The sequence below is a fragment of the Paenibacillus yonginensis genome (genome assembly GCF_001685395.1).
GTDB lineage: Bacteria > Bacillota > Bacilli > Paenibacillales > Paenibacillaceae > Fontibacillus > Fontibacillus yonginensis.
In genome coordinates, this window is record NZ_CP014167.1 from 3806384 (window position 1) to 3829867 (window position 23484).

Here is a 23484-nt window from a genome sequence, read left to right on the forward strand (position 1 = left end):
TCCGCATCCGCTTTACGCTTCAACGCGGGATAAAACCTCTTCCTGCAGCGAAGCCAGGCGCGCTTTGGCCTCTTCATCCGACGAACCTTTAACCGCGAAATAGAATTTGATCTTGGGTTCGGTTCCCGAAGGACGCAGGCAGAACCACGAGCCGTCTTTGAGCAGGAATTTAAGTACGTTCTCCTTCGGCAGACCATCCAGGCCCTTCGAATAATCAAGCATCTTCGTCACCTTGGCACCGTTCACGGCATCCGGCGGACTTACGCGCCAAGTGGTCATCAGGTCATTGATTTTGGCTACGCCGTCTTTGCCCTTCATCGTCAGGGAAGACAAAGCTTCGCGGTAATAACCGAACTGGCGGTAGATGTCTTCGAGCACGTCCATCAGCGTTTTGCCCTGCTGCTTGTAGTATGCCGCCGCTTCGGAAATTAATGAGGCTGCCACTACCGCATCCTTATCCCGGGCATAGTTGCCTGCCAGATAACCGTAGCTCTCCTCATAACCAAATACAAAGGAATGGTTGCCCGATTTCTCGAATTCGTTCATCTTCTCGCCAATGTATTTGAAGCCGGTAAGCGTGTTGAATACCGTCAATCCGTAATGCTCGGCGATTACCGCTCCAAGCTCGCTTGTAACGATCGTCTTGACGACGGCGCCGTTTGCCGGCAGGTTGCCCTGCTCCTTCAACTGGCTTAATAAATAATTAACGATTATTGCACCCGATTGGTTACCGGTTAATATTTCATATTTGCCATCTGTCGTACGGACAACGGCTCCCATGCGGTCAGCATCCGGGTCTGTGCCGATCAGCAGGTCGGCATTCACCTTGTTCCCCAGCTCAATGGCCTTTGTAAAAGCTTCCCGTTCCTCCGGATTCGGCGATTTCACCGTGGCGAATTCGGCATCCGGCTGCTCCTGCTCCGGCACGATATGAATCTGCGAGAAGCCCAGCTTGTCCAGCACCCGGCGCACCGGCTTATTGCCTGTACCGTGAAGCGGCGTATAGACAATGACGACGTCCTTGCCGGCTCCCTGCTCAAGCAGGTCGCGGTTCACACTGACACTCGCAACCGTATCGGCAAAAGCTTCATCTTCGGCTTCATCCAACCATACGAGCAAACCTTGTGCTTCCGCTTCTTCCTGAGTCAGGCGTTTCACTTCGGCAAAAGACTGCACCTGGCGGATTTGCTCAATGACCTGTTCCGCTTCATGCGGAACCAGCTGTCCGCCGGTGTTGTTGTATACCTTATAGCCGTTATACTCCGGCGGGTTATGGCTCGCCGTGATCACGATCCCCCCGTCGGCGTTCAAGCGGCGTACCTCAAAAGATAATTGCGGAGTCGGGCGAAGCGAACGGAACAGCTTGGCTGTAATTCCGTTGCCTGCCAGTACCAGTGCCGATTCCAGGGCAAATTCCGGCGAGAAGTGGCGGGAGTCATGGGCGATGACGACCGAAGGAGCGTTATTGCCGTGCTCCCGCGCATTCGCCAGCAGGAACGCGGCGAAGCCCTGCGTAGCCCGTCCAACCGTATAACGGTTCATCCGGTTGCTGCCTGCGCCGATTACGCCGCGCAGTCCCCCTGTGCCAAACTCCAGATCTTTATAGAAACGATCCTCAAGTTCGGCGGCATTGCCTTCAAGCTCACGAAGCTCCTGTTTCGTCGCTTCGTCAATGTTGGCATCCTCAAGCCAGCTTTGTACTTTGTCCAGAACGGTCAGTGGGTTGCTCATCACAATTCCTCCTATAGGTAAGATTGTCGAGTGTATGTCTTTCTTTCTACATTTTAAGACAAAGCAAACATAATTTCGCCTTCGGCCACTACTTTATCTTCGACTTTGGCGACAGCTTTCCCTTTGCCAATGGAGCCCTTCACGCGGATAATCTCCACTTCAAGGCGCAGCGTATCGCCCGGCACCACTTGTCCGCGGAACCGGAAGCCGTCCAGGCCGGCCAGGAAGCCGATCTTGCCTTTATTGTCTTCCAGCGTCAGAATCGCGGTTGCTCCGACCTGCGCCAGCGCCTCGGTAATCAGTACGCCCGGCATCACCGGATACTCCGGGAAATGACCTGTAAAAAAAGGCTCGTTAATCGTTACGTTCTTGATGCCGACAGCCCGCTTGCCCGGCTCCATCTCCAAAATCCGGTCGACCAGCAGAAACGGGGGGCGGTGCGGAATAATTTGCTGAATTTCACGTACGTCCATCATGGTTAGTTGTTACCCCTTTCAAATAAAGGCCCGAATAAAAACGTCAAAAAAGGGCCATACTGTTATTATCCTTCGTCCCTGCAGAAGCGAAGGTTAAGATAAGGGGCTTATCCTTTAGGACGGCGGCTGTGCCGGATAAAGGATACAGCCCTTTTGAATTACCCAACCTTGCCTGCTGTATAACAATCCCACACCATTATACATTTTCCTCCACCAAAAAGGAAACTACCTTCGTCTACCGCAAATCCGCCTTTAGAGGGATGCCATTCAGCAAAATAACCTCCGCTCAGCCGGCGGCAAACCGGTAAGCGGAGGTTATTTTATTTGTTCAGGTCAGACTTATTTCATTCTTAAAGCTTGTTAATGGTTTAAGGAGAGAACACCAGATCATAAACATGATGCCAGGTGCTCCATTCCAGGAGATCACTCCAGGGCTGTTTACCGAAGAATACATACCCTACCCCTACACCGCCGAAGCCGGCCGCGGCCAGAATAACAAGGATCACCAGCGTCCAAACGAGTCTCCACACCCAGCGGCGCTTCCGCCGCCCGGCTTCGGGAGCTTTCATTTCCTTCACGTCCGTTTGGCTTTCGCTGCTGCCGCTGCGCGGCTCTTGTTCCCCGGTTCTATTCTGCACACGCGACCGCCTTGGTCCGTCTGTCCGATCCTGCTGTTCCGGTCCGGTGTATTCATTCATTTCAGCACCACCTTATCCACGCAAGTGATTCGCCATATTCATCATGGCTTCGCTCGAGGTCAAGGCGCGTGCGGAAAGCTGATAAGCGCGCTGCACCTGAAGCATATCGGTCATTTCCTTGGAAATATCCACGTTGGATTGCTCCAATGCGCCCTGCCGTACAGAAACCTTATTAAAACGGGGATCCCCGTCAACCAAAGTATCCACCGCAGTCAACACATCGCCTTGAACCGCTCCGCTTACTAAACCATACCTATTATCGGTCAATTCTACAAGTCCTTCCGGACGGTTGACATAATCCAGCTGAAGCCGGCCCATATCAAAAGTGCCTGTCCCATCCGTCACCGTAAGCGTCCCGTCTGCCCCAATCTGCAGCTTGCCGCCCGCCGGCACGGATACCGGCTGGCCCGTTGTATCCAGAACGCTGTAGCCTTCGCTCGTCACCAGCGCGGCTTGCCCCGGAATGGACGGGTCCGGATGCAGCTGAAAATTGCCGGCGCGTGTCCAGGCAACGCTGCCGTTAGCATCCCTTACCCGGAACAACGCATTGCCCTGAATGGCCACATCGGTAGGAAGCCCGGTATCTTTAATCGCACCCTGCGTGAAATTCAGGCTTAACCCGGACAGCTTGGTTCCGAAACCCAAATTATAACCGGAAGGGGTGCTGCGTCCGGTCAGCTGCGTCATGTCTTTCTCCTGCTGCTGAACACGGGTCAAGGTATCCACAAAAGAGGCGTCTTTGCTTTTATAACCATTCGTATTCAGGTTGGCAATGTTATCGGCGAGCAGATCCAGCCTTTGCTGCAGGCTGTTCAGCGACACCTTGGAGCTGATTAATGAGTTATTCATGCGGCACCTCCTATACCCGGCCTATTTCGTTGACGGCCTTGTCCAAGCTTCGATCGTAATATTGGATCACCTGCTGATTCGCTTCGTAAGCCCGCTGGGCTGCCATCAAATCAACCATAGCCTGCGCAGAATCCACATTGGAATTCTCCAGCGAACCCTGGCGCACTTCGACCTGGGCACCAGCCGCCAGCGGATTGATGCCCGCCGCGTTCGGATCGGCCACTTCATATACGCCGTTGCCGTCCCGAACGAGCTGGTTCGGCTGGTTCGCCACGCTGATAAGCAGCTGCGGACCTGCGGTCCCGTCCGGATTGACAATTCTACCTTGATTATCTACTTTAAGCTGATCTACAGCTCCCGCAATCGTAATTGGATTATTGTTGGTGCCCAGCACCTCATAACCTTCCGCCGTCACCAGGCGCCCGGCGGCGTCCACATGGAACCCTCCGTCGCGCGTGTACTTCACATTGCCTTCCGCATCACGCACCGTAAAAAAAGCCTGCGGCTGGTACACCACGCTGCCGTCCTCCTGCACCGACTTCCCGCTCGCATCAAATACATAATCTTGACCGTTAGCCGGGTTCTGAAGCTGAAGCGAACCAACCAGCGCAAAATCCGTCCGATTGCCGGTCTCTCTGGCATCTCCCTGCGTAAAGGAAGGAAGGCTTTCCTCGGCAAATACGCCCGTATTCAGCTTGCCGATCGGCGTGCTGGCCTTCTGGCTGCCGCCTACAGCGGATACCAGAACCTCCGGGAAAGAGCGGGCAACGCTGTTCACCTGCTTATACCCTGTTGTATTCACGTTTGCGATATTCTGGGTCACTGTATCATGCACACGCTGCTGAGTGATCATGCCTGCGGCCGCTGTATAAAGTCCTCTTAGCATGGAAGATGCCTCCGATTCTTAATGTTTCTATAGTATGTAGCAGCTTGCTGCAACATCATTCCTAAATCTATTTATCGGTTATTAAAACTTTTTCTTTACAGCCCGGTCCAAATTGTCGAGCATGATGCCGGTGCCCTTCACCACGCAGTGCATGGGATCTTCGGCAACCAGTACAGGCACGCGAAGCTCCGTCGCCAGCAGCTCGTCCAGCCCGTGCAGAAGCGCTCCGCCGCCGGTCAGAATGACGCCTCTGTCGATGATGTCTGCGGATAATTCCGGCGGTGTGCGCTCCAGCACGGATTTAGCCGCGGAGACGATAGAAGATACCGAATCCCACAGCGCTTCCTGGATTTCTTCGGAAGTGATGCTGATCGTCTGCGGAAGACCGCTGACCATATCCCGGCCGCGAATGTCCATACTCGCATTTCTGCCGCCCGGGTGAACCGTTCCGATACTGATCTTGATATCTTCGGCCGTACGCTCGCCGATCATCAATTTATATTTGCTCTTAATATAACGGATGATAGCGTCGTCCAGCTTGTCCCCCGCCATTTTAATCGAGGAAGCCGTGACGATGTCTCCCATGGAGAGCACCGCCACATCGGTCGTTCCTCCTCCGATATCGACTACCATGTTGCCGCTCGGTTCATAAATATCCATACCTGCGCCAATAGCCGCAGCTTTAGGTTCTGCTTCCATAAAAACTTCTTTTGCGCCGCTGCGCTCCGCCGCTTCCCGAATCGATTTCTGCTCAACGGACGTAATATTAGTAGGCGCGCAAATCAAAATGCGGGGATGGCTGTACCAGTTCTTCCCTCCGACACGGTTAATAAAATGCTTTAACATCGTTTCCGTAATTTCAAAGTCAGCAATAACCCCGTCCATCAGCGGACGAATGGCTATAATATGGCCGGGTGTACGACCCACCATGCGCCGGGCATCTTCCCCCACGGCAAGGACACGCTTGGTATCGCTCTCAATGGCGACCACCGATGGTTCGTCAAGCACTACCCCTTTTCCTTTTACGTGTATCAGCACATTAGCCGTTCCGAGGTCTATCCCGATATCCTTGCCCATTCCTGCATCCCCCAAAGCGATTATTTTAATAAAATATGGTGAAAACCTGCGATTTATCGACAGAATCCGTCTTTTCCTTGGAAAAATCCGCATTCTATTTCCATATTTTAAAATATCATACTTCGGGGGAGCTATTCAATCCTTAAAGCCTTATTACTAGGCTTAAACTTAACATTTACCCGAATTTGCACAGACTTAAACACCTTTTTCCTGAAGCTGGGGATTATTGAACGCTTGTCACGATTTCCCGATTTTTGGAGCTGCCTTTTTTGTATTTGATCTTGGTCGCTTCTCCTCCCCTCAAATGACGGATTGATTTGTGGTATTCCAGAATGTGCTTCACCTGGTCGGCAAGATCCGGATTGATCTCCGGCAGCCGTTCGGTCAAATCCTTATGCACAGTGCTCTTCGAGACGCCAAATTCCTTGGCAATCGTCCTGACCGTATGTTTGGTCTCCACGATGCAGCGGCCTATTTTGATGGTGCGCTCCTTAATGTAATCGTGCACGCTCCCGCCTCCCTACTCGAGATAGTTTGGTACATTATATGAGGGGCGGGCCTAGATATTCTTTGTTTCACGCGGCCTTCAGCCTGCAGGGGTTCAAAGATCAGCGGAATGTAAAGCTTGCCCGACCTGCTGGGACAAGAACAAAACCGCGCCAGTCCGGCATTCGGACCATCATGGACTTGAAGGGTACAAGCAGGCAATTTTTCGTAAAAAGACAGAAAAAAACCGGAGAGTCGCTCTCTCCGGTTCCTTCTTGAGGCGGTTATACGCCGCCGATTTATTTATTGCTGGCGCTGCTGTCAGGCAGCAGGGAAGCCGGGTTGACGGGTGCGCCGTTCTCATACACCTCAAAGTGGAGGTGGTTGCCGAGCGCTTTGCCGATTTCATTTTTACCGGCGGAAGCGATCGTTTGACCCTGCTTCACTTCGTCGCCCTGTTTGACCTTCACGTCAGCCAAGCTTTGATAAACCGTCTTCAGGTTATTAGCATTGGTGACTTCAACGGTGTAACCGTTCAAGGCATGCTGCTCCACCTTCGTCACTTTACCGCCAAGGGCTGCCTGCACTTCAAAAGCCGCATTGTCGCTGCGCGCGATGTCGATTCCGCTGTTAGTAAGAAATTCATCTTTGTATTGTACCAGTGCTGCCTCATGCTCTTCGGTGGAACCGTCTTTATCATAGAACGGCTTAACGATGGACACCTGAGTGGCGTCTGCTACCGGCCATACAAAATCTTCGCTTACCGCTGTTGCTTCTACAGCTTCTTCGTCTTTCTGGCCGGCCTGCGGGTCTGCCGCCGGTTCAGCGCCGGTTTCGACCGAGCTCACATCATCCGTTACGGTAGCTGTGGTATTCTCGGCCGCCTGCTTGTGGCTGGCGTCCTGATAGACCCAAACTAACGTTAGGATAAGAGCTGCTGCGACCATGTAAGCTGCGGGATATACCCATCTCTTCGACAATGCTTTCTTCCAAGCCGACACCGGAGCGACCGGTTCTCCCATTACATTTTTAGGAGATTCTTCTTGGTTTGGTTTGTTGTTGTTCTTTTGTTCATTCATATGATTATCACCTCAGTAACAGTGTTACCGGGGCGGAATCTTTTATACTTGCTTTATAGTAAATTTTTCAAAAGTTTTCATTTTAGAAATTTGGAAGAGGATTCAAGGGAGATTCCCGTGTAGTAGTGTTTCAGGATGTCGGCGGCGCTGTAGCCTTCCTGGGCCATTCCGTTCGCCCCCCATTGGCTCATGCCGACTCCGTGGCCGTACCCGTAAGTCGTAATAAGAGCTTCGTTCTGCTGCACCTTTATATCAAAACGGCTCGACCGCAGGCCCAGTTTCTCTCTCACCTCTCGGCCGGTGAACAGCTTGCCGCCGATGCGAATCTCTTTAATGCTCTCCCCTTGGGTGCGGTCCAGAACGGTAAATAGAGAGGCTGCCGTCTGGGCCGCTTGTCCGGTGCCGGTCCCGGCCAAAGCCGGAAGCGAAGCTGCGCTAAGTCCCAGCTTGCTGTAAATCTCCTGAACAGGCATCTGCACAGTTTCCTTATAGGAAGGATCGATCTTCGCATCCCAGGGGCTGGGTACGCTGCGCAGGTAAGGAATTCGTTCGCTCCAGTAGTCCTCGGAGTTCTCCGTATAACCGCCGCTTGCCGAGAAGAACAACGCCGAAATCGGCTTGCCGTCATAAGTCATGATCATCCCGGCTGTATCGTTAACCGCTTGCTGCAGCTTCTGCAGCGCGGCCCCTTTGCCCGCCTGCTTCCAGGCGGCGAGAGCGGCTTTGGACAGGTACGCCTGATGGGTGACGGTATCCGTCACATCGGCGCTGCCATCCGGGACGCCGCTGCGATCGCCGGCGGCGAGCCGTTTAACGATGAAGGTCCGGGCGGCGATCGCCTGGGCCTTCATCGCTTCGATGCCGAAGTCGGACGGCATCTCCGCCGCGAGTACGCCGAGCACATACTGCTCGAGCGGCAGGGTCTCCACGCCCCCGGTGTCCGACAGGTAGACGGACACCGGGGGCCCGTCCGCCCGCTGCACGGCGGCGGGCGGGGTTTGCGCGGCCGGCTGCTGCTGGGCCGCGGGGGTGCCCTGCGCCGGCGGTGGCGGGGTTACGCCCCCGCGGTGCACCAGGAGCGCTGGCAGCAGCACAGCCAGCGCGGCAATCCCTGCGGCGGCCACAGGCAGCCGCAGGCGCCTCCGGCGACGCGGGCCGCCCCAGCGGGGAGGCCGGCGGAGACCGGAGGGCCAGCGCAGCGGCCGGACCGCCGCCGGCTTGGGCACAGGCCGCTGCGCCGTGCCTGCCCGCTCGCGCTGCCGGGCCGCTTGCTCCCACCGCTCACCTGCTGGCTTCGCCTGCTCATCCGCCTGTTTCGCCCACTCATCCACTCGTTTTGCCCGCTGCTTCGTCTGCTCGCCCGCCTGCTCACTCGTTTGTTTTGCCGGCTCTTCCTTTCGCCCGCTGACCCGTTCCGGCCATTCGTTCGCCCATTCTGCCCGCTTGCCCGGCTGCCCCTCCATGCGATCAGCTCTAGCCGCCGCCTTCACCGGCTGGACAGTTGCCCGCCGCTCTGCTTCCCTGTGCCTTCCGGCTCTTCCGGCTGCTTGCCCTGCACCCTCTCGCCGCTCAGCCTCAGCCTGCTCTGCTCCCACTCTCTCCATTTCCGGGCTTCCACCAGGCTTAATGCGCCTCTGTTCTGCTTCCAACGGCTTCTCTTGAGGTTTCCATGCCGATTCTGCTTCCGACGGATACGTTCCAGCCAAGTCTTCACCTGCACGTATCACATGCCAGCCTTGTTTTTTATCCGTTAATTTGAATGTTAAAGATGCCCTGTCCTTGGTCATTTCCCTGTTTTAAACCTCCGCACTGCATTCTCGTGTTGCCTCCACCGATGCCGTTCCTGCTCTGTGCAGCTCTCTAGCTTGCGGCATTCAGTATACTTATAGATATGAGTTTTCAGGAACTGCTAGAACCTTTTAAAGTCCATCGAAAGCAGAGAGAAAGCTAGAATCCGGGTTGTACCGCTGAACCAACCTAACAAGGGGACCAGCCCAAGGCCGGTCCCCGTAATCCATTTTCCGTCTCTTCTATTTCTTGCATTCTTTCAAGTATCGGCCGCCGGCCGCCTTCCTCACAAACTTGCACGTTCCTTAAGCGGCAGCCACTTCAGCACCTTCTGAATGTGGGCATCCCAGTATTCCCAGTTATGATCGCCGGGATCAAACTCCGTCGTCACTTCATAGCCAATCCGGTCCGCCAGCTCCTTGAACTTCACATTTCCTTCGTAGAGGAAATCTTCTGTTCCGCAGCACTGATAAAGCAGAGGTTTCGGCCCATTCGAAGCCGCTGCCTTCTCCAGCAGCCAAAGTGTATCTTCTTCCGATCCCGTGATGTCCCGGTCTCCGAACACCAGCTGCAGGCTCTTCAGTGTAAAAGGCCGAGTTTGAATGTGTGCTGCCAGATCAAGCACTCCCGACAGGCTGGCCGCTGCAGCGAACTGATCCGGACAGCGCAGCGCCCATTTAAAGGCACCATAACCACCCATCGACAGGCCCGCTACAAACCGGTCTTCTCTTTTATCCGACAGCGGGAAGAAAGAGGAAGCCAGCTTTGGAAGCTCCTCCGACAGGAATGTCCAGTAAGGATTCCCATACTCCATATCACTATAGAAGCTTTGATGCACGTTCGGCATCACGACTGCCATCCCCAGCTCTGACACATACCGTTCAATAGAAGTTCGTCTCAGCCAGATCGTGTCATCGTCGCTGTAGCCATGCAGCAAATAAAGCACCGGATATTTCCCTTCACGCCGAACGCTGTCCACACCGATTTCTCCTGCCGCCTTCTGCGGAAGGATTACCGTCATCTGGGTACTGAGCCCAAGCACTTCTGAAAAAAACTGACACTGAATCAACGCCATCTTCCTCATCCCTTCTGCTATCCCGAATAAATGATTGCGCTTTCTTATTCTATTATAACGGCTGCTCAGGCTGCTGTGCATTTTTCTTCTTTATGTATGCTCTTAAAAAATGAAAAACCGCCCGAAAGGGCGGCTTTATGTCTCCGAAAGCGGTGAGTTCAGGCTTTGAAGCCTTAAACCCCGCTCGTTTGAATTTTCAATTTCGGCAATTCTTCCACAGCATGGCTGGGTTCAAGGGTTTTGCCTTCCTCATCAAGCTCGATACGCCAAATATCGGCGCCTAAGCCGGACAATTTCTCAGCCAAGTTCACATAGCCGCGGTCAATATGATGAATTCCGCTGACCTCAGTTGTGCCTTCAGCTACCAAACCTGCAAGAATCAGAGCAGCTCCGGCTCTCAGATCCGTTGCACAAACCTTGGCTCCGACTAAGTTCGAGGAACCAGTAACGATTGCCGTACGTCCTTCCACTTTGATTTGCGCATTCATCAGCGTGAACTGTTCAACGTGCATAAAGCGATTTTCAAATACGGTTTCGGTTACGACGCTGGTGCCTTCCGATTTCAGCAGCAGCGCCATCATTTGCGACTGCATGTCGGTAGGGAATCCAGGATACGGTAGTGTTTTGACGTCCACAGACTTCAGCGGGTGTGTTGCCCTTACCCGAATTCCGTTCTCTTTCACGTCAATTTGCACGCCCATCTCTTCCAGCTTGGCTATTACCGGGTTCAAATGATCGGCAATTGCGCCTTCTACAAATACGTCGCCGCCTGTAATGGCAGCAGCAATCATATAAGTGCCCGCTTCTACGCGGTCAGGAATAACCGTATGCTCGACGCCGCGGAGCTTCTCCACGCCTTCGATGCGGATCATTTCCGTCCCCGCTCCCCGTACGGTTGCTCCCATGCTGTTCAAATAATTGGCGAGATCGACAATTTCCGGCTCTTTCGCCGCATTTTCGATAATCGTTGTGCCTTCTGCCAAAGCAGCGGCCATCATAATATTTTCAGTCGCGCCTACACTTGCGACATCCAGGTAAATTTTCGCACCGCGAAGTCTGCCTTCCACCGTGGCTTCCACATAGCCCTGACCAAGCTGAATCTTGGCTCCCATAGCTTCAAAGCCTTTCAAATGCTGGTCGATCGGTCTCGTGCCAATTGCACAGCCGCCCGGCAATGAAATGCGGGTATGTCCGAGTCTCGTCAACAGCGGACCCATGACCAAAAAGGACGCTCTCATCTTGCGTACCCATTCATAAGGCGCTTCGTAAGAAGAAAGCTGTCGGGCATCTACAGTGATAACCTCTTGGTCATATGTAACCTTTGCCCCCAACGATTCCAATACTCGGCTGATCGTCCTTACATCGTCAAGAGGTGGAGCATCACGTATAATGCTAACTCCTTCTTCACCTAATAAAGAAGCTGCGATAATCGGCAGCACTGAGTTTTTTGCTCCGCTAACTTTAACGTTCCCGGTCAACACATTGCCGCCGCGGACGATAAATTTACTCATACGGTTCCCTCCGCGCGTTCATTTTCTCTTTTCTCACCATGAATTTGCGGATTGCTCCGCTAGTGAATGGAATGTTGGAATCCCATTTTTGCAAAAATCACAAAGTTTTTTTTTGAAAAACCACAAATTCCATCTTAGCATTGTTAAATCCAGGCGCACAAGGTACTTTTGCCGGAGGGGTAGGCCATAGGAATCAAGACCCTTACACCTTGGGCATTTTTAAGAATAATTAAAAACAAGATCCTTATTCACCATTGTTAACAGTTCGTTTTGATGTTATTCGACAAAAATTGTGGCTTGCGTGGCCTAACATCATATAACCCATGTCCTTAAAAGTTAAAACAAGTAACGCAGCATATGGGTATAGCCCAGGTACTGAATAATGAAGTCCGCAACAAATTTGCCCAGAACAATCGCAAGCAGCAGATGCAGCAGCTTGCCCTGAGGTCCCTTAGGATGGCGGATCACCAGATCCAGCTTTAAATTTTGCAGAGCCCACCAGGAGATGCAAATACAGATCAGGGAAATCATAATCGCCGTTAGCGAACTTACCGCGGCTGCAGATGAGATTTCACTCAGCGAAGTATTCAACCCATCTCTTCCCCCTTGCGTACGATATGTTATGCCGTCAGCCGCGATTCGGTTAATGCTCCCGAAATCTTTGATTTAGGGCATTCACATACTCTGTAAATAAATAGACCTTCTATATCATACTTGCCAAACGAGTAATAATCCAGTTTTTTATTGTCATAAATTGAACGCAAAACGTATTTTTGTAGATTTTTTTCTATTTTATATGAAAAGCATTTGGCTGCAAGGCAGTAATAGTTCCCCTATCCGATTTGACCCTGTCAGACGGACTTTCATAAAAGCGTTTTCTCTTAGTCTGCCCAAGCCTTTGCGATTGCTTGTAACCAACAGTACATATCCAGGAAATAACATATAAACCTAAAGAACTTATAAATAGAAGTAGGTCTTTATAACCACAATCATCCAAAAAAAAACACCGCACTTTACGCCCATAAAACAGGAATAAAGAACTAATCCATCCATTGAAAACTCGGTAAAAACGGTTAAAAACGAAAAAGGCTGAACCCTCAATTTGAGATTCAGCCTTCCATCGTCTACTATTCCTTGCTTCTCGAAGACACGTTAATCCGGGTAACGGCTCTTTGCAGGGCCAATTCTGCCCGGCGGTGATCAATATGGTCCTTGCTGCTGCGGTTAGCGAGTCTGCGTTCGGCCCGTTCTTTAGCCGCTCTGGCGCGTTCCACATCGATATCCTGGGAAAGCTCCGCACTTTCAGCCAGAATAATCGCTTTCTCCTTCTGCACTTCAATAAAACCGCCGTGAACGGCGATTGAGGTTCTATTGCTGCCGGCTTTAACCACAATGGGCGCGACCTGAAGAGGCGTGACCAAAGGCACGTGTCCGGCCATGACGCCGAATTCCCCTTCTATGCCGCGTACAATGACGTTATCCACCTGCTGGGAGAAAACTACGCGCTCCGGTGTGACGATCTCAAGCAAAAAAGTATTCACGCTCATCACTCCTTAGGCTATTTGCAAAGGATCTCCATCAGCTACAAGCTTACAGAGTTTTTGCTTTCTCCACAGCTTCTTCAATAGTCCCTACATACATGAAGGCTGCTTCCGGAAGCTCGTCATGTTTGCCGTCCAGAATTTCTTTAAAGCTGCGAACCGTTTCCGCAACCGGAACATATTTACCTTTGATACCGGTGAACTGCTCGGCTACGTGGAAAGGCTGGGACAGGAAGCGCTCGATCTTACGAGCACGTGCTACAACCAGTTTGTCATCTTCAGACAATTCGTCCATACCGAGGATGGCGATGATGTCTTGAAGCTCTTTATAGCGGGCAAGGATTTGTTTAACGCCTTGCGCTACATTGTAGTGCTCTTCGCCAACGATCTCAGGCGTAAGCATCCGGGAGCTGGAAGCCAGCGGATCGACCGCAGGGAAGATCCCTTTCTCGGAGATTTTACGCTCAAGGTTTGTTGTGGCGTCCAAGTGAGCAAACGTTGTTGCTGGAGCCGGGTCAGTATAGTCATCCGCAGGCACGTAGATAGCCTGAATCGACGTAACGGAACCTTTTTTCGTGGAAGTGATGCGCTCCTGCAATTGGCCCATTTCTGTCGCCAGTGTAGGCTGGTAACCTACCGCGGACGGCATGCGGCCGAGCAGGGCGGATACTTCCGAACCCGCTTGGGTAAAGCGGAAGATGTTATCGATAAAGAGAAGTACGTCACGGCCCTCTTGGTCACGGAAATATTCAGCCATCGTCAAACCTGTCAAAGCCACGCGAAGACGCGCACCCGGCGGTTCGTTCATTTGTCCGAATACCATCGCGGTTTTGCTGATAACGCCGGAATCCGACATTTCATGATACAGGTCATTACCTTCACGAGTACGTTCGCCAACACCCGCAAATACGGAGATACCGCCGTGTTCCTGCGCGATGTTATTGATCAGCTCCTGAATCGTAACAGTTTTACCTACGCCGGCACCGCCGAACAGACCGATTTTACCGCCCTTAGCGTAAGGAGCAAGCAAGTCTATAACTTTAATCCCGGTTTCCAGGATTTCAGATTGCGTAGAGAGCTCTTCGAAAGAAGGAGGCTCGCGGTGAATCGGATTTTTAGTTCCGCCTTCAGCCGGTCCTTTGTTATCGATGGTTTCGCCAAGTACGTTAAATACGCGGCCCAAAGTTATTTCGCCTACAGGTACAGAGATTGGAGCCCCAAGGTTGGTGGCTTCAACACCGCGAACCAGACCGTCTGTAGAAGACATGGCGATACAACGTACCAGATTGTCGCCCAGATGGTTGGAAACTTCCAGGGTCAAATCTTCTGGGCGGCCGGCAGCGGCATCACCCGGGATACTAATAGCGTTGAAAATTTCCGGAAGCTGACCGCGCTGAAATTCAACGTCGACAACCGGACCCATAATGCTGACAACGCGTCCTTTGTTCATCTTTTGTTTCCCTCCTCAAAGTTTGCGGAGAACTGCTTATGCTGCAATTCCGGCATCATGCACACGACAGCTCGGGAAAAATACAGCAATGGCTTGTTTTCCGCAAACTGTCATCATAGCCTTTAGATTTAAGACTGGGCGTTGGCGCCTGCGACAATTTCCGTAATTTCCTGGGTAATTGCAGCCTGGCGAGCCCGGTTGTAAGTCAATGTCAATTCGCCGATCATCTTCGATGCGTTCTTCGTTGCCGATCCCATTGCCGTCATCTTGGCGCCAAGCTCACTCGCTTTGCCCTCCAGAAGTGCTCCGTAAATGAGCGTTTCGGCATATTTGGGAAGCAGAACCTCGAGAACGCCTTCCGGTGAAGGCTCATATTCGTAGGAAGCTTTAAGTTCGCCGTTTGACGAGCCTTCCGCCCGTTCAAAAGGAAGCAAGCGGTCGATCGTTGGCACTTGGGTAAGCGGGTTGATGAAACGGTTGAAGCAAATGTAGATTTCATCAAACTGCTCATTCTCAAAACCTTGAACGGCTGCGCTTGTAATCTTCTTGATATCGGCAAATGAAGGGGTGTCGGACAATTCAACAACCGACTCCACTACCGGAAGGTTGCGGCGGTTGAAATAATCCCGTCCTTTGCGTCCTACCACGAACAAGCCGTATTCTTCTTTGGAGGCATGCTGCGACAACCGCTCCATCACTTTACGAAGCATGTTGGAGTTGTAGCCGCCGACAAGACCGCCGTCGGAAGTGATCACAATATAAGCCGTTCTTTTGATCGGGCGGGTTTCCAGCATGGGATGGCTGACACCGCTCGAACCGGCAGCAATGCTGGTTACTACTTCCTTGAGTTTCTCCTCATAAGGACGGGCAGCCTGTGCCTTCTCCTGAGCTCTTCTCAATTTCGCGGAAGCGACCATTTCCATCGCTTTGGTGATCTGACGGGTGTTCTGTACGCTCTTGATCTGACGTTTTATCTCGCGGATTCCTTTTGCCATGATTTCACCACCTTAAAGTTTTGGCTGAAAGCCAAAACTACTTCGTAAGCATAAGCCAAACTTTGGGTGAAACCCAAAGTTACTTCGAAAGCATTAACGTAGAAAGCATTAACGTAGTTTTTGGCTGAAAGCCAAAACTACTTCGTAAGCCTAGCCCGGGCATTGCCCAAGACATATAGGTCCGTATGCACACAAGCTTTGGCAATCGCCAAAGCCCGTGCATATTCATATATTAAGCCTTAACAGCAAAGCCCTTTTTGAATTTCTCGATAACTTCTTTCAGCGCGGTTTCATTCTCTGCTGTCAAATCTTTGGTATCGCGGATCGACTGCAGCACTTCACCATGCTGATTTTCTACGAAGGACAAGAATTCGGCTTCGAAACGACGGATATCGCCAACCGGAATTTCATCAAGATAACCTTTAACAGCTGTGTACAAGCTGATAACCTGTTTCTCGACGGGCAGCGGCTGGTTCACGCCTTGTTTCAGGATTTCCATCATTCTTGCACCGCGGTTAAGGCGGGCTTGAGTGGATTTATCCAGATCGGATCCGAATTGAGAGAACGCTTGAAGTTCACGGTATTGGGCCAAGTCCAGACGGAGTGTACCGGCAACCTTCTTCATCGCTTTGATCTGTGCGGAACCACCTACACGGGATACGGAAATACCTACGTTGATCGCCGGGCGTTGACCGGAATAGAACAGGTCGGACTCCAGGAAGATCTGACCGTCGGTGATCGAAATCACGTTGGTAGGGATATAAGCGGATACGTCGGAAGCCTGGGTTTCGATAAACGGCAGGGCTGTAATAGAACCGCCGCCAAGTTCGTCGCTCAGCTTCGCTGCACGTTCCAGCAAACGGGAGTGCAGGTAGAATACGTCACCAGGGAATGCTTCGCGGCCTGGAGGACGACGGAGCAGCAAGGACAATTCGCGGTAAGCTGCCGCTTGTTTGGAAAGGTCATCATAAATGATCAAGACATGCTCGCCTTTGTACATGAAGTACTCACCCATAGCTACGCCCGCATAAGGAGCGATGTACAGGAGTGGGGACGGCTCGGAAGCAGAGGCGGTTACTACGATCGTGTAATCCAATGCGCCGTGGCGGCGAAGCGTTTCAACCACGCCTACAACGGTGGATTGTTTCTGACCGATTGCAACATAGATACATTTCACGCCGTTGCCTTTTTGGTTGATGATCGTATCGATGGCGATAGCCGTTTTACCGGTTTGACGGTCACCGATGATCAATTCCCGCTGGCCGCGGCCGATAGGTACCATGGAGTCGATCGCTTTGATACCAGTCTGCATTGGCTCATGTACGGATTTACGGTCGATAACGCCAGGAGCGTTGTGCTCGACAGGACGGAATTCCGTTGTAGCGATAGGACCTTTGCCGTCAACAGGCTGACCCAGCGGATTCACTACGCGGCCCAGCAAAGCATCGCCTACAGGAACCTGCATGATTTGACCGGTGCGTTTCACTTGGTCGCCTTCGCGGATTTCGCTGTAAGGGCCCAGGATAACGACACCCACATTGCTTTCTTCCAGGTTGAGGGCAAGGCCTACAACCCCGTTTTCGAATTCGAGAAGCTCGTTCGCCATCGCGTTTTCGAGTCCGTGAACACGGGCAATACCATCACCGACTTGAATAACGGTTCCGACTTCGGCTACTTCGATTTCCGTCTTATATTGTTCGATCTGACTTTTAATCAGTGTGCTGATTTCTTCAGGTCTGATACTCAAGTGTTTCACCCCTATCTACAGTGCTTGTCTTCGAAAAGATTTCTCAAGCCGATCCAGCTTGCCGGCCAGGCTTCCGTCATAAAGCGTATCGCCGATGACGACTTTCATGCCGCCGAGCAGACTGTTATCCACCACGTTCTCCACGCGGATTTTCTTCTGCACAAGAGCGCCGAAATGTTCGGAAACTTCTTGTTTTTCTTCTTCGTTCAGAGGGTAAGTCGTATATACCACAGCTGTAGCGAGGCCGAGCGCTTCCCCGGAGATGCGGATATAGCTTTCAAGCAGCTCTGGCAGCACATTGACTCTTCCTCGTTCTACCAGCAATTTGAGCAGGGAAACAACCGGCTTTGAAAGTTTGTCTGCAAGACTCGTTTCAATCACCTGCAGCTTCGCCTGATCGGTAATGCTAGGAGCCGCAATAAAGTTGACGATCTCCTTGTCAGCGGTCAAGGCTTCAACCGCTGCCTTCAGTTCTTGTTCAACCTCAAGCGTGCGGCCTTCCTGCGCTGCAATTTCATAAATCGCTTTGGCATAACGGGAGGCGATAACCGCTACTTTGCTGCTCATGAGCGGCCACCGACCTCTTTGAGGTATTGGTCAACGAGTTCTTCTTGCACGCCGTCTTCCTTAACCTCTTTCTCAAGCAGCTTGGACGCAATCTTTACAGAGGCAACGCCCACTTCCGAACGGAGCTGCTCAACCGCTTTATTCTTCTCGGTCTCGATATCACGGACGGCCTCGTCTTTAAGACGTACGGCTTCTTCCTTAGCGAGCTCAATAATTTGGGCAGCTTGTTTGCTGCTTGTTTGCTTGGATTGCTCGATAATATCGTATGCATCCTTGCGGGCTTGCTGCAGCGCTTGTTTCTGTTCTTCCACATACACATTGGCCTGTTCACGCGTCTGCTTGGCTTCTTCCACCTGCTGAAGCACTAACTCGCGGCGTTTTTCCATTACGGAGAAAAGAGGACCAAACGCATACTTGTTAAGCAGGAAGTAGAGAATCAAGAACGCAATTAACGCAAACACGAGAGATTCCCATGAGAATTCCAATCCCAGTCACTCCTTTCCAGTCATCGGTACATTCTGGCTCCCGGTTCCCGAGAGCTTAATGGTGAAATCAGGTGAAAGAGATATGGCGCGGACGGCCACGCCTTCCCCGCCATATCTCTTCTTGTCCGTCTATTAAGCAGCTGCGTAGAAAATGAACGCAAGGACTACCCCGATGATTGGAAGGGCTTCGACCAAACCTACACCGATAAACATCGTAGTTTGCAGCGTGGATTTTGCTTCCGGTTGGCGAGCAATACCTTCTACTGTTTTACTTACGATCAGACCGTTACCAATACCTGCGCCAAGCGCGCCCAAACCTACTGCAATCGCAGCGGCGATAAATGCCATAACTCCCATTTTGAAAAATCCTCCTTAAAGATATCGTTTTTATAAAACTATTATAAAACTGAGCATGGACCAAGGGTTATGCCCAGCCGCAACAACCTGAATCTCGAATCACCCTAGTGCTCGTCGTGCGTTTCCATAGCTTGCGAGATATACACAAACGTCAGAATCGTAAAGACAAACGCTTGGATGGAGCCTACAAAGATACTGAAGCCCTGCCATACTACGAGACCTGCAACGGAAGCGATCCATCCGCCCCATCCCAAAACGGTAAGCTTCAGGAGCACGGAGATCAGCACCTCACCCGCAAAGATATTCCCGTATAGACGCATGCCGTGTGTTAGCAGCTTCGAGAATTGCTCAATCAAGTTAATCGGCAGGAAAAATACGTAAGGTTGAATATAGTGTTTGAAATAACCTTTGGTGTTTCGCGTCATGCCCAGGAAGTGAACCATCAGGAAGACCATGATCGCAAGTCCCATGGATACCCCGGCATCGGCCGTAGGCGATTTCCACCAGGCGACACCCACCTCGATTTCTTCATGTTCACCGGTAGTTGCTTGTTCAGCCTGAAGTTTATCAAACTCCTCCGTAACCGAAATAATCGGTTTGCCGAAAATATGAGCCGCTTCTTTGTGGTCATATTCCGTTACGATCCCGAACGGCAAGCCCAGCATATTACTTACAAAGATAAACATAATGAGCGTTAACCCAAGCGAAAGGAATGGTCTGCCTTTCTTCATATCCATTGTGCTTGAGATCAGCCCTTTGACGAAATCAACGACCCATTCCATGAAGCTCTGAAGTTTGCCAGGGTTCTCGACTGACAAATTCCGCGTAGCGATGAAAGCCAGCAGGAACACAACCAGACAGGAAACGACGAGCATCAGAATAACGGACAGATCGATGTGGAGCCCATGCCATTCAATAATCGGTGACTTATGCAGCATAATTCTCACCCCTTTCCCAGTCGGGAGTTCTAGTTCTGTTGTTGTTTAGCTTTCTCTTTCCGGGCCAGTTCATCTCTTAATCTTTCCTCTTTAATAGAGAAAATGATTCCCAGAATTTGAAGCAAGAAATGGGCGAATACCAGACTGGCCAAGACGGCAAGCTCACTAAAATAATGAGGAAACTCAAGAGGAATTACGATCGCAAGGATCGATGTCGCCAAACGGAAGCCAAATCCCAGTCCTACGCGCCTCTTGGTGCCTTTACCTTCCGCAGCCAGTACCGCTGCCTCAATAATCAAACGAACTTTGTAAGCCATATGAATGACATTAATACAGCTTACAATGGAACCTAAAATCAAACCGTGAGCAATAGCCCGATGCTCCGGAAGAATCACGGAAATGAGCAGGCATAAAGCAGCAAAAATCAGAACAATCCGGACAACGAGTACCCGATATTTGGTTAGTTCATTCATCGTTTTCCCTCATTATCCTTCTAATTACGGCCACAGCGCCAAACGCTCCAGCTGCCATGCCGGCGAGCACCCCAATTCCGACTCCGATTCCACGATTGCCGAGCAGATTGCCCAGCCATGACCCGGCATAAAACCCGGCCATCGTGCAGACAGCAAAATCCACACCTATCAAACTGACTATACTAGCCATTTTCCAGGCGGAACCGCCCCTTTCAGGTTTGTCCATTTTCTGTCCCACCCTCGGAATTCTAGTTCATTTTACTAATACAAAATAAACTTTGTCAATTGAGGGGAATTGCTGACAGAGCCTGCAAGAAAGCGCTTTTGAAACCCTATTTTCATTTTCAACTCTGCAAACCCCTGAAAACCGTACAGTTTAACTGTATGCTGTACGTTTTTCTTTTACAACACTTGGCTGTTTTCATTTGTGAACTTTCTGTGAAATTGTTCAGGACGCTCGCTTATCACGCCGAAATTGTGAAGTATCGCATTGACAATTCTTTGCGATGCTTTTCCATCTCCGTACGGGTTGGCGGCCCGGCTCATGGCCTGATAAGTCTCGGTATCGCTGAGCAGCGCTTTTGTCCGTGCATACACCTTCTCTTCATCCGTACCGACCAGCTCAAGCGTTCCCGCCTCAATTCCTTCCGGACGTTCCGTCGTATCGCGCAGAACAAGCACCGGAACACCAAAGGAAGGAGCTTCCTCCTGCAGGCCGCCCGAATCCGTCAGGATCAGATGCGTATGCGGATAGAAGTTGTGCAAATCAACGACATCCAGCGGATCAATCAGCTTGATGCGCGGGTGATTGCCCAGAATCTCATGCGCAGGTCCGGATACGGCCGGGCTTGGATGCACCGGATAACAGATGGCGATATCTTCAAACTCATCGGCAATCCGTTTCACGGCGCGGAAAATATTGCGGTGCGGCTCCCCTTGCGATTCACGGCGGTGCGCCGTCATCAGAACCAGGCGTTTGCCGCTAGCCCAGTCAAGTACAGGATGGGTATAATCATCTTTTACCGTATATTGAAACACATCCGTAACAGTGTTGCCTGTGATATAAATACTTGACTCCGCCTTGTTCTCTTTGCGCAAATTGCCTGCTGACCAGTCAGTCGGCGCGAAATGCAGATCGGCCAGCACACCAGTCAGCTGACGGTTCATCTCCTCCGGATAAGGGGACATTTTGTTCCAGGTCCGCAGTCCGGCTTCGACATGACCAATCTTGATCTGCTGCAGGAACGACGCATAGCTGGCCAGGAAGGTCGTCAGCGTATCGCCGTGAACCAGGACGATATCCGGCTTGGCCTCTTTCAGAACGCCCTCCAGCCCTTCCAGAACACGAATCGTAATTTCGTTCAGGCTCTGCTGATGTTTCATCACGTTCAGGTCATAATCCGGCTGGATCCGGAATACTTCCAGAACCTGATCCAGCATTTCGCGGTGCTGGGCCGTTACGCATACGATCGACTCGATCTGCTCCGGATGTTTCTCAAGCTCCAGAATCAGCGGAGCCATCTTGATCGCTTCCGGTCTGACGCCAAAAATGGTCATCACTTTAATCTTAGACACTCAAATCCCCCGTTTCTATTTCCCTCATGACTGTATCCACTCCGTACGGAACAAACGGATTATTTAGTTCCGTATAGACGGTCTCCGGCATCGCCCAGTCCTGGAATAATATAACCGTGATCATTCAGATGGCTGTCCAGGGCGGCCACGTAGATATCCACATCCGGATGAGCCTCCTGTACGGCCTTAACGCCTTCAGGCGCCGCAATCAGGTTCATCATTTTGATTTGGCTGCAGCCGCGTTTCTTCAAGACGTCGATAGCCGCAATCGCCGATCCGCCCGTTGCCAGCATAGGATCAATAACGATCAGCTCACGTTCCTGCACGTCCGTAGGCAGCTTGGTATAATATTCGACCGGCTGGAGCGTCTCCGGATCACGGAAGAGACCCACATGCCCCACCTTGGCGCCGGGAATCAGCTTCAATACGCCGTCTACCATACCCAAACCCGCACGGAGAATCGGAACCAGTCCGAGCATCCGTCCGGAAATGACCTGGGTCTCCGTCTCAGCCACCGGTGTTTGAACCGTTATGGTTTGAAGCGGCAGATTTCTTGTAATTTCATAAGCCATCAAGGTGGCTACCTCATCCACTAATTCCCGAAACTCCTTGGTGCTTGTCCGCATATCGCGGATAAACGTCAGTTTGTGCTGAATCAGGGGATGGTCGCAAACGATCAATTTTCCCATTATATTCCCTCCGTACAAATCCCATTATTCACAGCTTGCGTCTAATATTTCCTATGCATGTCCGTAAATCTTGTTCATTATATCACTTGGCGAACTCGTTTTCATCTAGTGCTGTCAGCTTTTCGGGAAAAAAACAGTCCTTTAGTCGCTTTCGCACTATCCAAGGTCTCGGCATAAATCAGAACCACCCGTCCAACGGGTGGTTTGCACTAGGGGTATAACCCCTTGTTGCCAAACTGCGCCTAAAGACGCTAGCCTGACCACAAAGCGTTCAGGCTCAGTGTTATTTGTCTCTTTCACTTACCAGTTAAACTGGTTTTACTTTTTCTTGCTCTTGTTGCTGCTGAATGGATCTTCATACTCTTTTACACTCAGCTTATCCACTGCCTGGTCATGTGCCTCTTGCTCTCGAATGTATTTGGCGACGGTGGCTTCATTTAGCCCCACTGTACTTACGTAGTAGCCTTCCGCCCAGAATTTACGATTCCCATACTTATACTTCAAATTGGCATGCTTCTCAAAGATCATGAGTGCGCTTTTCCCTTTTAAATAGCCCATAAAGGAAGACACAGATATTTTCGGTGGAATCGCCACCAGCATGTGCACATGATCCGGCATCATATGTCCTTCTAATATCTCGACTCCCTTGTATTTACATAGACGCTTCATGATTTCAATTAGATCTCGTCTCACTTGATTGTAGATCTCTTTACGTCTATACTTCGGGGTGAACACAATGTGATACTTACACATCCACTTTGTGTGCGCTAAACTAAAGTTTTTATTTGCCATTTAAGACCATCCTTTCGAATTGAGCCTGAACATCTCAATTTTATCGGGATGGTCTTATTGGTGTAACCCTAGATCCCTCCACCCGCATAGCGGGTGGTTTTATATTTCGCGCGTTTCACGCGCTCAACAGGCTGAAGCCTAAAAACAAAAAAGCCCGCCTGCTCCTCGGGGAGCGGGCGGGCGGCCTGTCAGGCCGGCTGCGCAGATCAGCCGGGACCT

26 protein-coding genes are annotated in these 23484 nt (G+C 51.4%); all 26 read right to left on the reverse strand.

Annotation, left to right across the window (positions count from 1 at the left end; genetic code table 11):
• Positions 1–12: 12 nt before the first annotated feature.
• Positions 13–1731 carry a phospho-sugar mutase gene (locus AWM70_RS17315; protein ID WP_068698488.1) on the reverse strand — a complete coding sequence of 573 codons (1719 nt, stop codon included), beginning with the start codon at positions 1729–1731 and terminating at the stop codon, positions 13–15.
• 53 nt (positions 1732–1784) lie between these two features.
• On the reverse strand, positions 1785–2207 hold the full coding sequence (fabZ, locus tag AWM70_RS17320; RefSeq protein ID WP_068698490.1) for a 3-hydroxyacyl-ACP dehydratase FabZ: 423 nt from the start codon (positions 2205–2207) through the stop codon (positions 1785–1787).
• A gap of 368 nt (positions 2208–2575) precedes the next feature.
• A complete protein-coding gene (locus AWM70_RS23955) occupies positions 2576–2905 on the reverse strand; it encodes a DNA-directed RNA polymerase subunit beta (RefSeq protein WP_237167743.1) in 330 nt (109 codons plus the stop codon).
• Positions 2906–2917: 12 nt separating this feature from the next.
• Complete coding sequence (locus AWM70_RS17330) at positions 2918–3754, reverse strand: flagellar hook-basal body protein (protein WP_068698492.1); 837 nt, start codon at positions 3752–3754, stop codon at positions 2918–2920.
• A 10-nt stretch (positions 3755–3764) separates the two neighbouring features.
• Positions 3765–4640, reverse strand: a complete 876-nt coding sequence (locus AWM70_RS17335) for a flagellar hook-basal body protein (RefSeq protein ID WP_068698494.1) — start codon at positions 4638–4640, stop codon at positions 3765–3767.
• Positions 4641–4721: 81 nt separating this feature from the next.
• On the reverse strand, positions 4722–5717 hold the full coding sequence (gene mreB / locus AWM70_RS17340; RefSeq protein WP_068698496.1) for a rod shape-determining protein: 996 nt from the start codon (positions 5715–5717) through the stop codon (positions 4722–4724).
• Positions 5718–5940: 223 nt separating this feature from the next.
• A complete protein-coding gene (gene spoIIID / locus AWM70_RS17345; RefSeq protein WP_068698498.1) occupies positions 5941–6225 on the reverse strand; it encodes a sporulation transcriptional regulator SpoIIID in 285 nt (94 codons plus the stop codon).
• 277 nt (positions 6226–6502) lie between these two features.
• The gene (locus tag AWM70_RS17350) at positions 6503–7282 is read right to left on the reverse strand and encodes a M23 family metallopeptidase (RefSeq protein ID WP_068698499.1); all 780 of its coding nucleotides are present in this window, start codon (positions 7280–7282) and stop codon (positions 6503–6505) included.
• Between the two features lie 77 nt (positions 7283–7359).
• The gene (spoIID, locus tag AWM70_RS22950; RefSeq protein WP_083180574.1) at positions 7360–8745 is read right to left on the reverse strand and encodes a stage II sporulation protein D; all 1386 of its coding nucleotides are present in this window, start codon (positions 8743–8745) and stop codon (positions 7360–7362) included.
• Between the two features lie 23 nt (positions 8746–8768).
• Complete coding sequence (locus AWM70_RS23530) at positions 8769–8996, reverse strand: hypothetical protein (RefSeq protein ID WP_169823465.1); 228 nt, start codon at positions 8994–8996, stop codon at positions 8769–8771.
• Positions 8997–9356: 360 nt separating this feature from the next.
• Positions 9357–10145: an alpha/beta hydrolase gene (locus AWM70_RS17360; RefSeq protein WP_068698501.1), complete on the reverse strand. Its 789-nt coding sequence runs from the start codon at positions 10143–10145 to the stop codon at positions 9357–9359.
• A gap of 173 nt (positions 10146–10318) precedes the next feature.
• Positions 10319–11656: a UDP-N-acetylglucosamine 1-carboxyvinyltransferase gene (gene murA, locus AWM70_RS17365; protein ID WP_068698503.1), complete on the reverse strand. Its 1338-nt coding sequence runs from the start codon at positions 11654–11656 to the stop codon at positions 10319–10321.
• 336 nt (positions 11657–11992) lie between these two features.
• On the reverse strand, positions 11993–12247 hold the full coding sequence (locus tag AWM70_RS17370) for a DUF1146 family protein (RefSeq protein ID WP_237167744.1): 255 nt from the start codon (positions 12245–12247) through the stop codon (positions 11993–11995).
• A gap of 536 nt (positions 12248–12783) precedes the next feature.
• On the reverse strand, positions 12784–13197 hold the full coding sequence (locus tag AWM70_RS17375) for a F0F1 ATP synthase subunit epsilon (RefSeq protein WP_068698505.1): 414 nt from the start codon (positions 13195–13197) through the stop codon (positions 12784–12786).
• A gap of 49 nt (positions 13198–13246) precedes the next feature.
• Positions 13247–14647 carry a F0F1 ATP synthase subunit beta gene (gene atpD / locus AWM70_RS17380; RefSeq protein WP_068698507.1) on the reverse strand — a complete coding sequence of 467 codons (1401 nt, stop codon included), beginning with the start codon at positions 14645–14647 and terminating at the stop codon, positions 13247–13249.
• Positions 14648–14775: 128 nt separating this feature from the next.
• Positions 14776–15642: an ATP synthase F1 subunit gamma gene (gene atpG, locus AWM70_RS17385; RefSeq protein ID WP_068698509.1), complete on the reverse strand. Its 867-nt coding sequence runs from the start codon at positions 15640–15642 to the stop codon at positions 14776–14778.
• Between the two features lie 232 nt (positions 15643–15874).
• Entirely contained in the window at positions 15875–17389 is a 1515-nt protein-coding gene (gene atpA / locus AWM70_RS17390; RefSeq protein ID WP_068698511.1) for a F0F1 ATP synthase subunit alpha, read from the reverse strand.
• A 15-nt stretch (positions 17390–17404) separates the two neighbouring features.
• Entirely contained in the window at positions 17405–17956 is a 552-nt protein-coding gene (locus AWM70_RS17395; RefSeq protein WP_068698513.1) for a F0F1 ATP synthase subunit delta, read from the reverse strand.
• Positions 17953–18441 (reverse strand): F0F1 ATP synthase subunit B, encoded by a 489-nt coding sequence (gene atpF, locus AWM70_RS17400; protein WP_068698515.1) that lies wholly within the window; start codon positions 18439–18441, stop codon positions 17953–17955. The genes AWM70_RS17395 and atpF overlap by 4 nt, the downstream gene beginning before the upstream one ends.
• Positions 18442–18573: 132 nt before the next feature.
• Positions 18574–18798 (reverse strand): F0F1 ATP synthase subunit C, encoded by a 225-nt coding sequence (atpE, locus tag AWM70_RS17405; protein WP_068698517.1) that lies wholly within the window; start codon positions 18796–18798, stop codon positions 18574–18576.
• A 104-nt stretch (positions 18799–18902) separates the two neighbouring features.
• Positions 18903–19736, reverse strand: coding sequence for a F0F1 ATP synthase subunit A (atpB, locus tag AWM70_RS17410; RefSeq protein ID WP_068698519.1), 834 nt, complete (start codon positions 19734–19736; stop codon positions 18903–18905).
• 29 nt (positions 19737–19765) lie between these two features.
• Complete coding sequence (locus AWM70_RS17415; RefSeq protein WP_068698521.1) at positions 19766–20209, reverse strand: ATP synthase subunit I; 444 nt, start codon at positions 20207–20209, stop codon at positions 19766–19768.
• Positions 20202–20435, reverse strand: a complete 234-nt coding sequence (locus AWM70_RS17420; protein ID WP_068698523.1) for an AtpZ/AtpI family protein — start codon at positions 20433–20435, stop codon at positions 20202–20204. The genes AWM70_RS17415 and AWM70_RS17420 overlap by 8 nt, the downstream gene beginning before the upstream one ends.
• A 176-nt stretch (positions 20436–20611) precedes the next feature.
• Positions 20612–21784, reverse strand: a complete 1173-nt coding sequence (gene wecB, locus AWM70_RS17425) for a non-hydrolyzing UDP-N-acetylglucosamine 2-epimerase (RefSeq protein ID WP_068698525.1) — start codon at positions 21782–21784, stop codon at positions 20612–20614.
• Positions 21785–21843: 59 nt separating this feature from the next.
• Positions 21844–22473 carry a uracil phosphoribosyltransferase gene (upp, locus tag AWM70_RS17430; protein ID WP_068698527.1) on the reverse strand — a complete coding sequence of 210 codons (630 nt, stop codon included), beginning with the start codon at positions 22471–22473 and terminating at the stop codon, positions 21844–21846.
• A 318-nt stretch (positions 22474–22791) separates the two neighbouring features.
• Positions 22792–23265: an IS200/IS605 family transposase gene (tnpA, locus tag AWM70_RS17435; protein WP_068693347.1), complete on the reverse strand. Its 474-nt coding sequence runs from the start codon at positions 23263–23265 to the stop codon at positions 22792–22794.
• Positions 23266–23484: the final 219 nt, after the last annotated feature.

What these genes read in the sequence shown, in the direction of transcription:
- AWM70_RS17315 (WP_068698488.1), bottom strand. Translation starts at nt 1,731, where the DNA reads ATGAGCAACCCACTGACCGTTCTGGACAAAGTACAAAGCTGGCTTGAG.
- upp (WP_068698527.1), bottom strand. Translation starts at nt 22,473, where the DNA reads ATGGGAAAATTGATCGTTTGCGACCATCCCCTGATTCAGCACAAACTG.
- AWM70_RS17360 (WP_068698501.1), bottom strand. Translation starts at nt 10,145, where the DNA reads ATGGCGTTGATTCAGTGTCAGTTTTTTTCAGAAGTGCTTGGGCTCAGT.
- AWM70_RS17395 (WP_068698513.1), bottom strand. Translation starts at nt 17,956, where the DNA reads ATGAGCAGCAAAGTAGCGGTTATCGCCTCCCGTTATGCCAAAGCGATT.
- tnpA (WP_068693347.1), bottom strand. Translation starts at nt 23,265, where the DNA reads ATGGCAAATAAAAACTTTAGTTTAGCGCACACAAAGTGGATGTGTAAG.
- fabZ (WP_068698490.1), bottom strand. Translation starts at nt 2,207, where the DNA reads ATGATGGACGTACGTGAAATTCAGCAAATTATTCCGCACCGCCCCCCG.
- AWM70_RS23955 (WP_237167743.1), bottom strand. Translation starts at nt 2,905, where the DNA reads ATGAATGAATACACCGGACCGGAACAGCAGGATCGGACAGACGGACCA.
- atpB (WP_068698519.1), bottom strand. Translation starts at nt 19,736, where the DNA reads ATGCTGCATAAGTCACCGATTATTGAATGGCATGGGCTCCACATCGAT.
- AWM70_RS17415 (WP_068698521.1), bottom strand. Translation starts at nt 20,209, where the DNA reads ATGAATGAACTAACCAAATATCGGGTACTCGTTGTCCGGATTGTTCTG.
- atpG (WP_068698509.1), bottom strand. Translation starts at nt 15,642, where the DNA reads ATGGCAAAAGGAATCCGCGAGATAAAACGTCAGATCAAGAGCGTACAG.
- murA (WP_068698503.1), bottom strand. Translation starts at nt 11,656, where the DNA reads ATGAGTAAATTTATCGTCCGCGGCGGCAATGTGTTGACCGGGAACGTT.
- spoIID (WP_083180574.1), bottom strand. Translation starts at nt 8,745, where the DNA reads ATGGAGGGGCAGCCGGGCAAGCGGGCAGAATGGGCGAACGAATGGCCG.
- AWM70_RS17335 (WP_068698494.1), bottom strand. Translation starts at nt 4,640, where the DNA reads ATGCTAAGAGGACTTTATACAGCGGCCGCAGGCATGATCACTCAGCAG.
- AWM70_RS17330 (WP_068698492.1), bottom strand. Translation starts at nt 3,754, where the DNA reads ATGAATAACTCATTAATCAGCTCCAAGGTGTCGCTGAACAGCCTGCAG.
- mreB (WP_068698496.1), bottom strand. Translation starts at nt 5,717, where the DNA reads ATGGGCAAGGATATCGGGATAGACCTCGGAACGGCTAATGTGCTGATA.
- AWM70_RS17420 (WP_068698523.1), bottom strand. Translation starts at nt 20,435, where the DNA reads ATGGACAAACCTGAAAGGGGCGGTTCCGCCTGGAAAATGGCTAGTATA.
- AWM70_RS17350 (WP_068698499.1), bottom strand. Translation starts at nt 7,282, where the DNA reads ATGAATGAACAAAAGAACAACAACAAACCAAACCAAGAAGAATCTCCT.
- atpD (WP_068698507.1), bottom strand. Translation starts at nt 14,647, where the DNA reads ATGAACAAAGGACGCGTTGTCAGCATTATGGGTCCGGTTGTCGACGTT.
- atpE (WP_068698517.1), bottom strand. Translation starts at nt 18,798, where the DNA reads ATGGGAGTTATGGCATTTATCGCCGCTGCGATTGCAGTAGGTTTGGGC.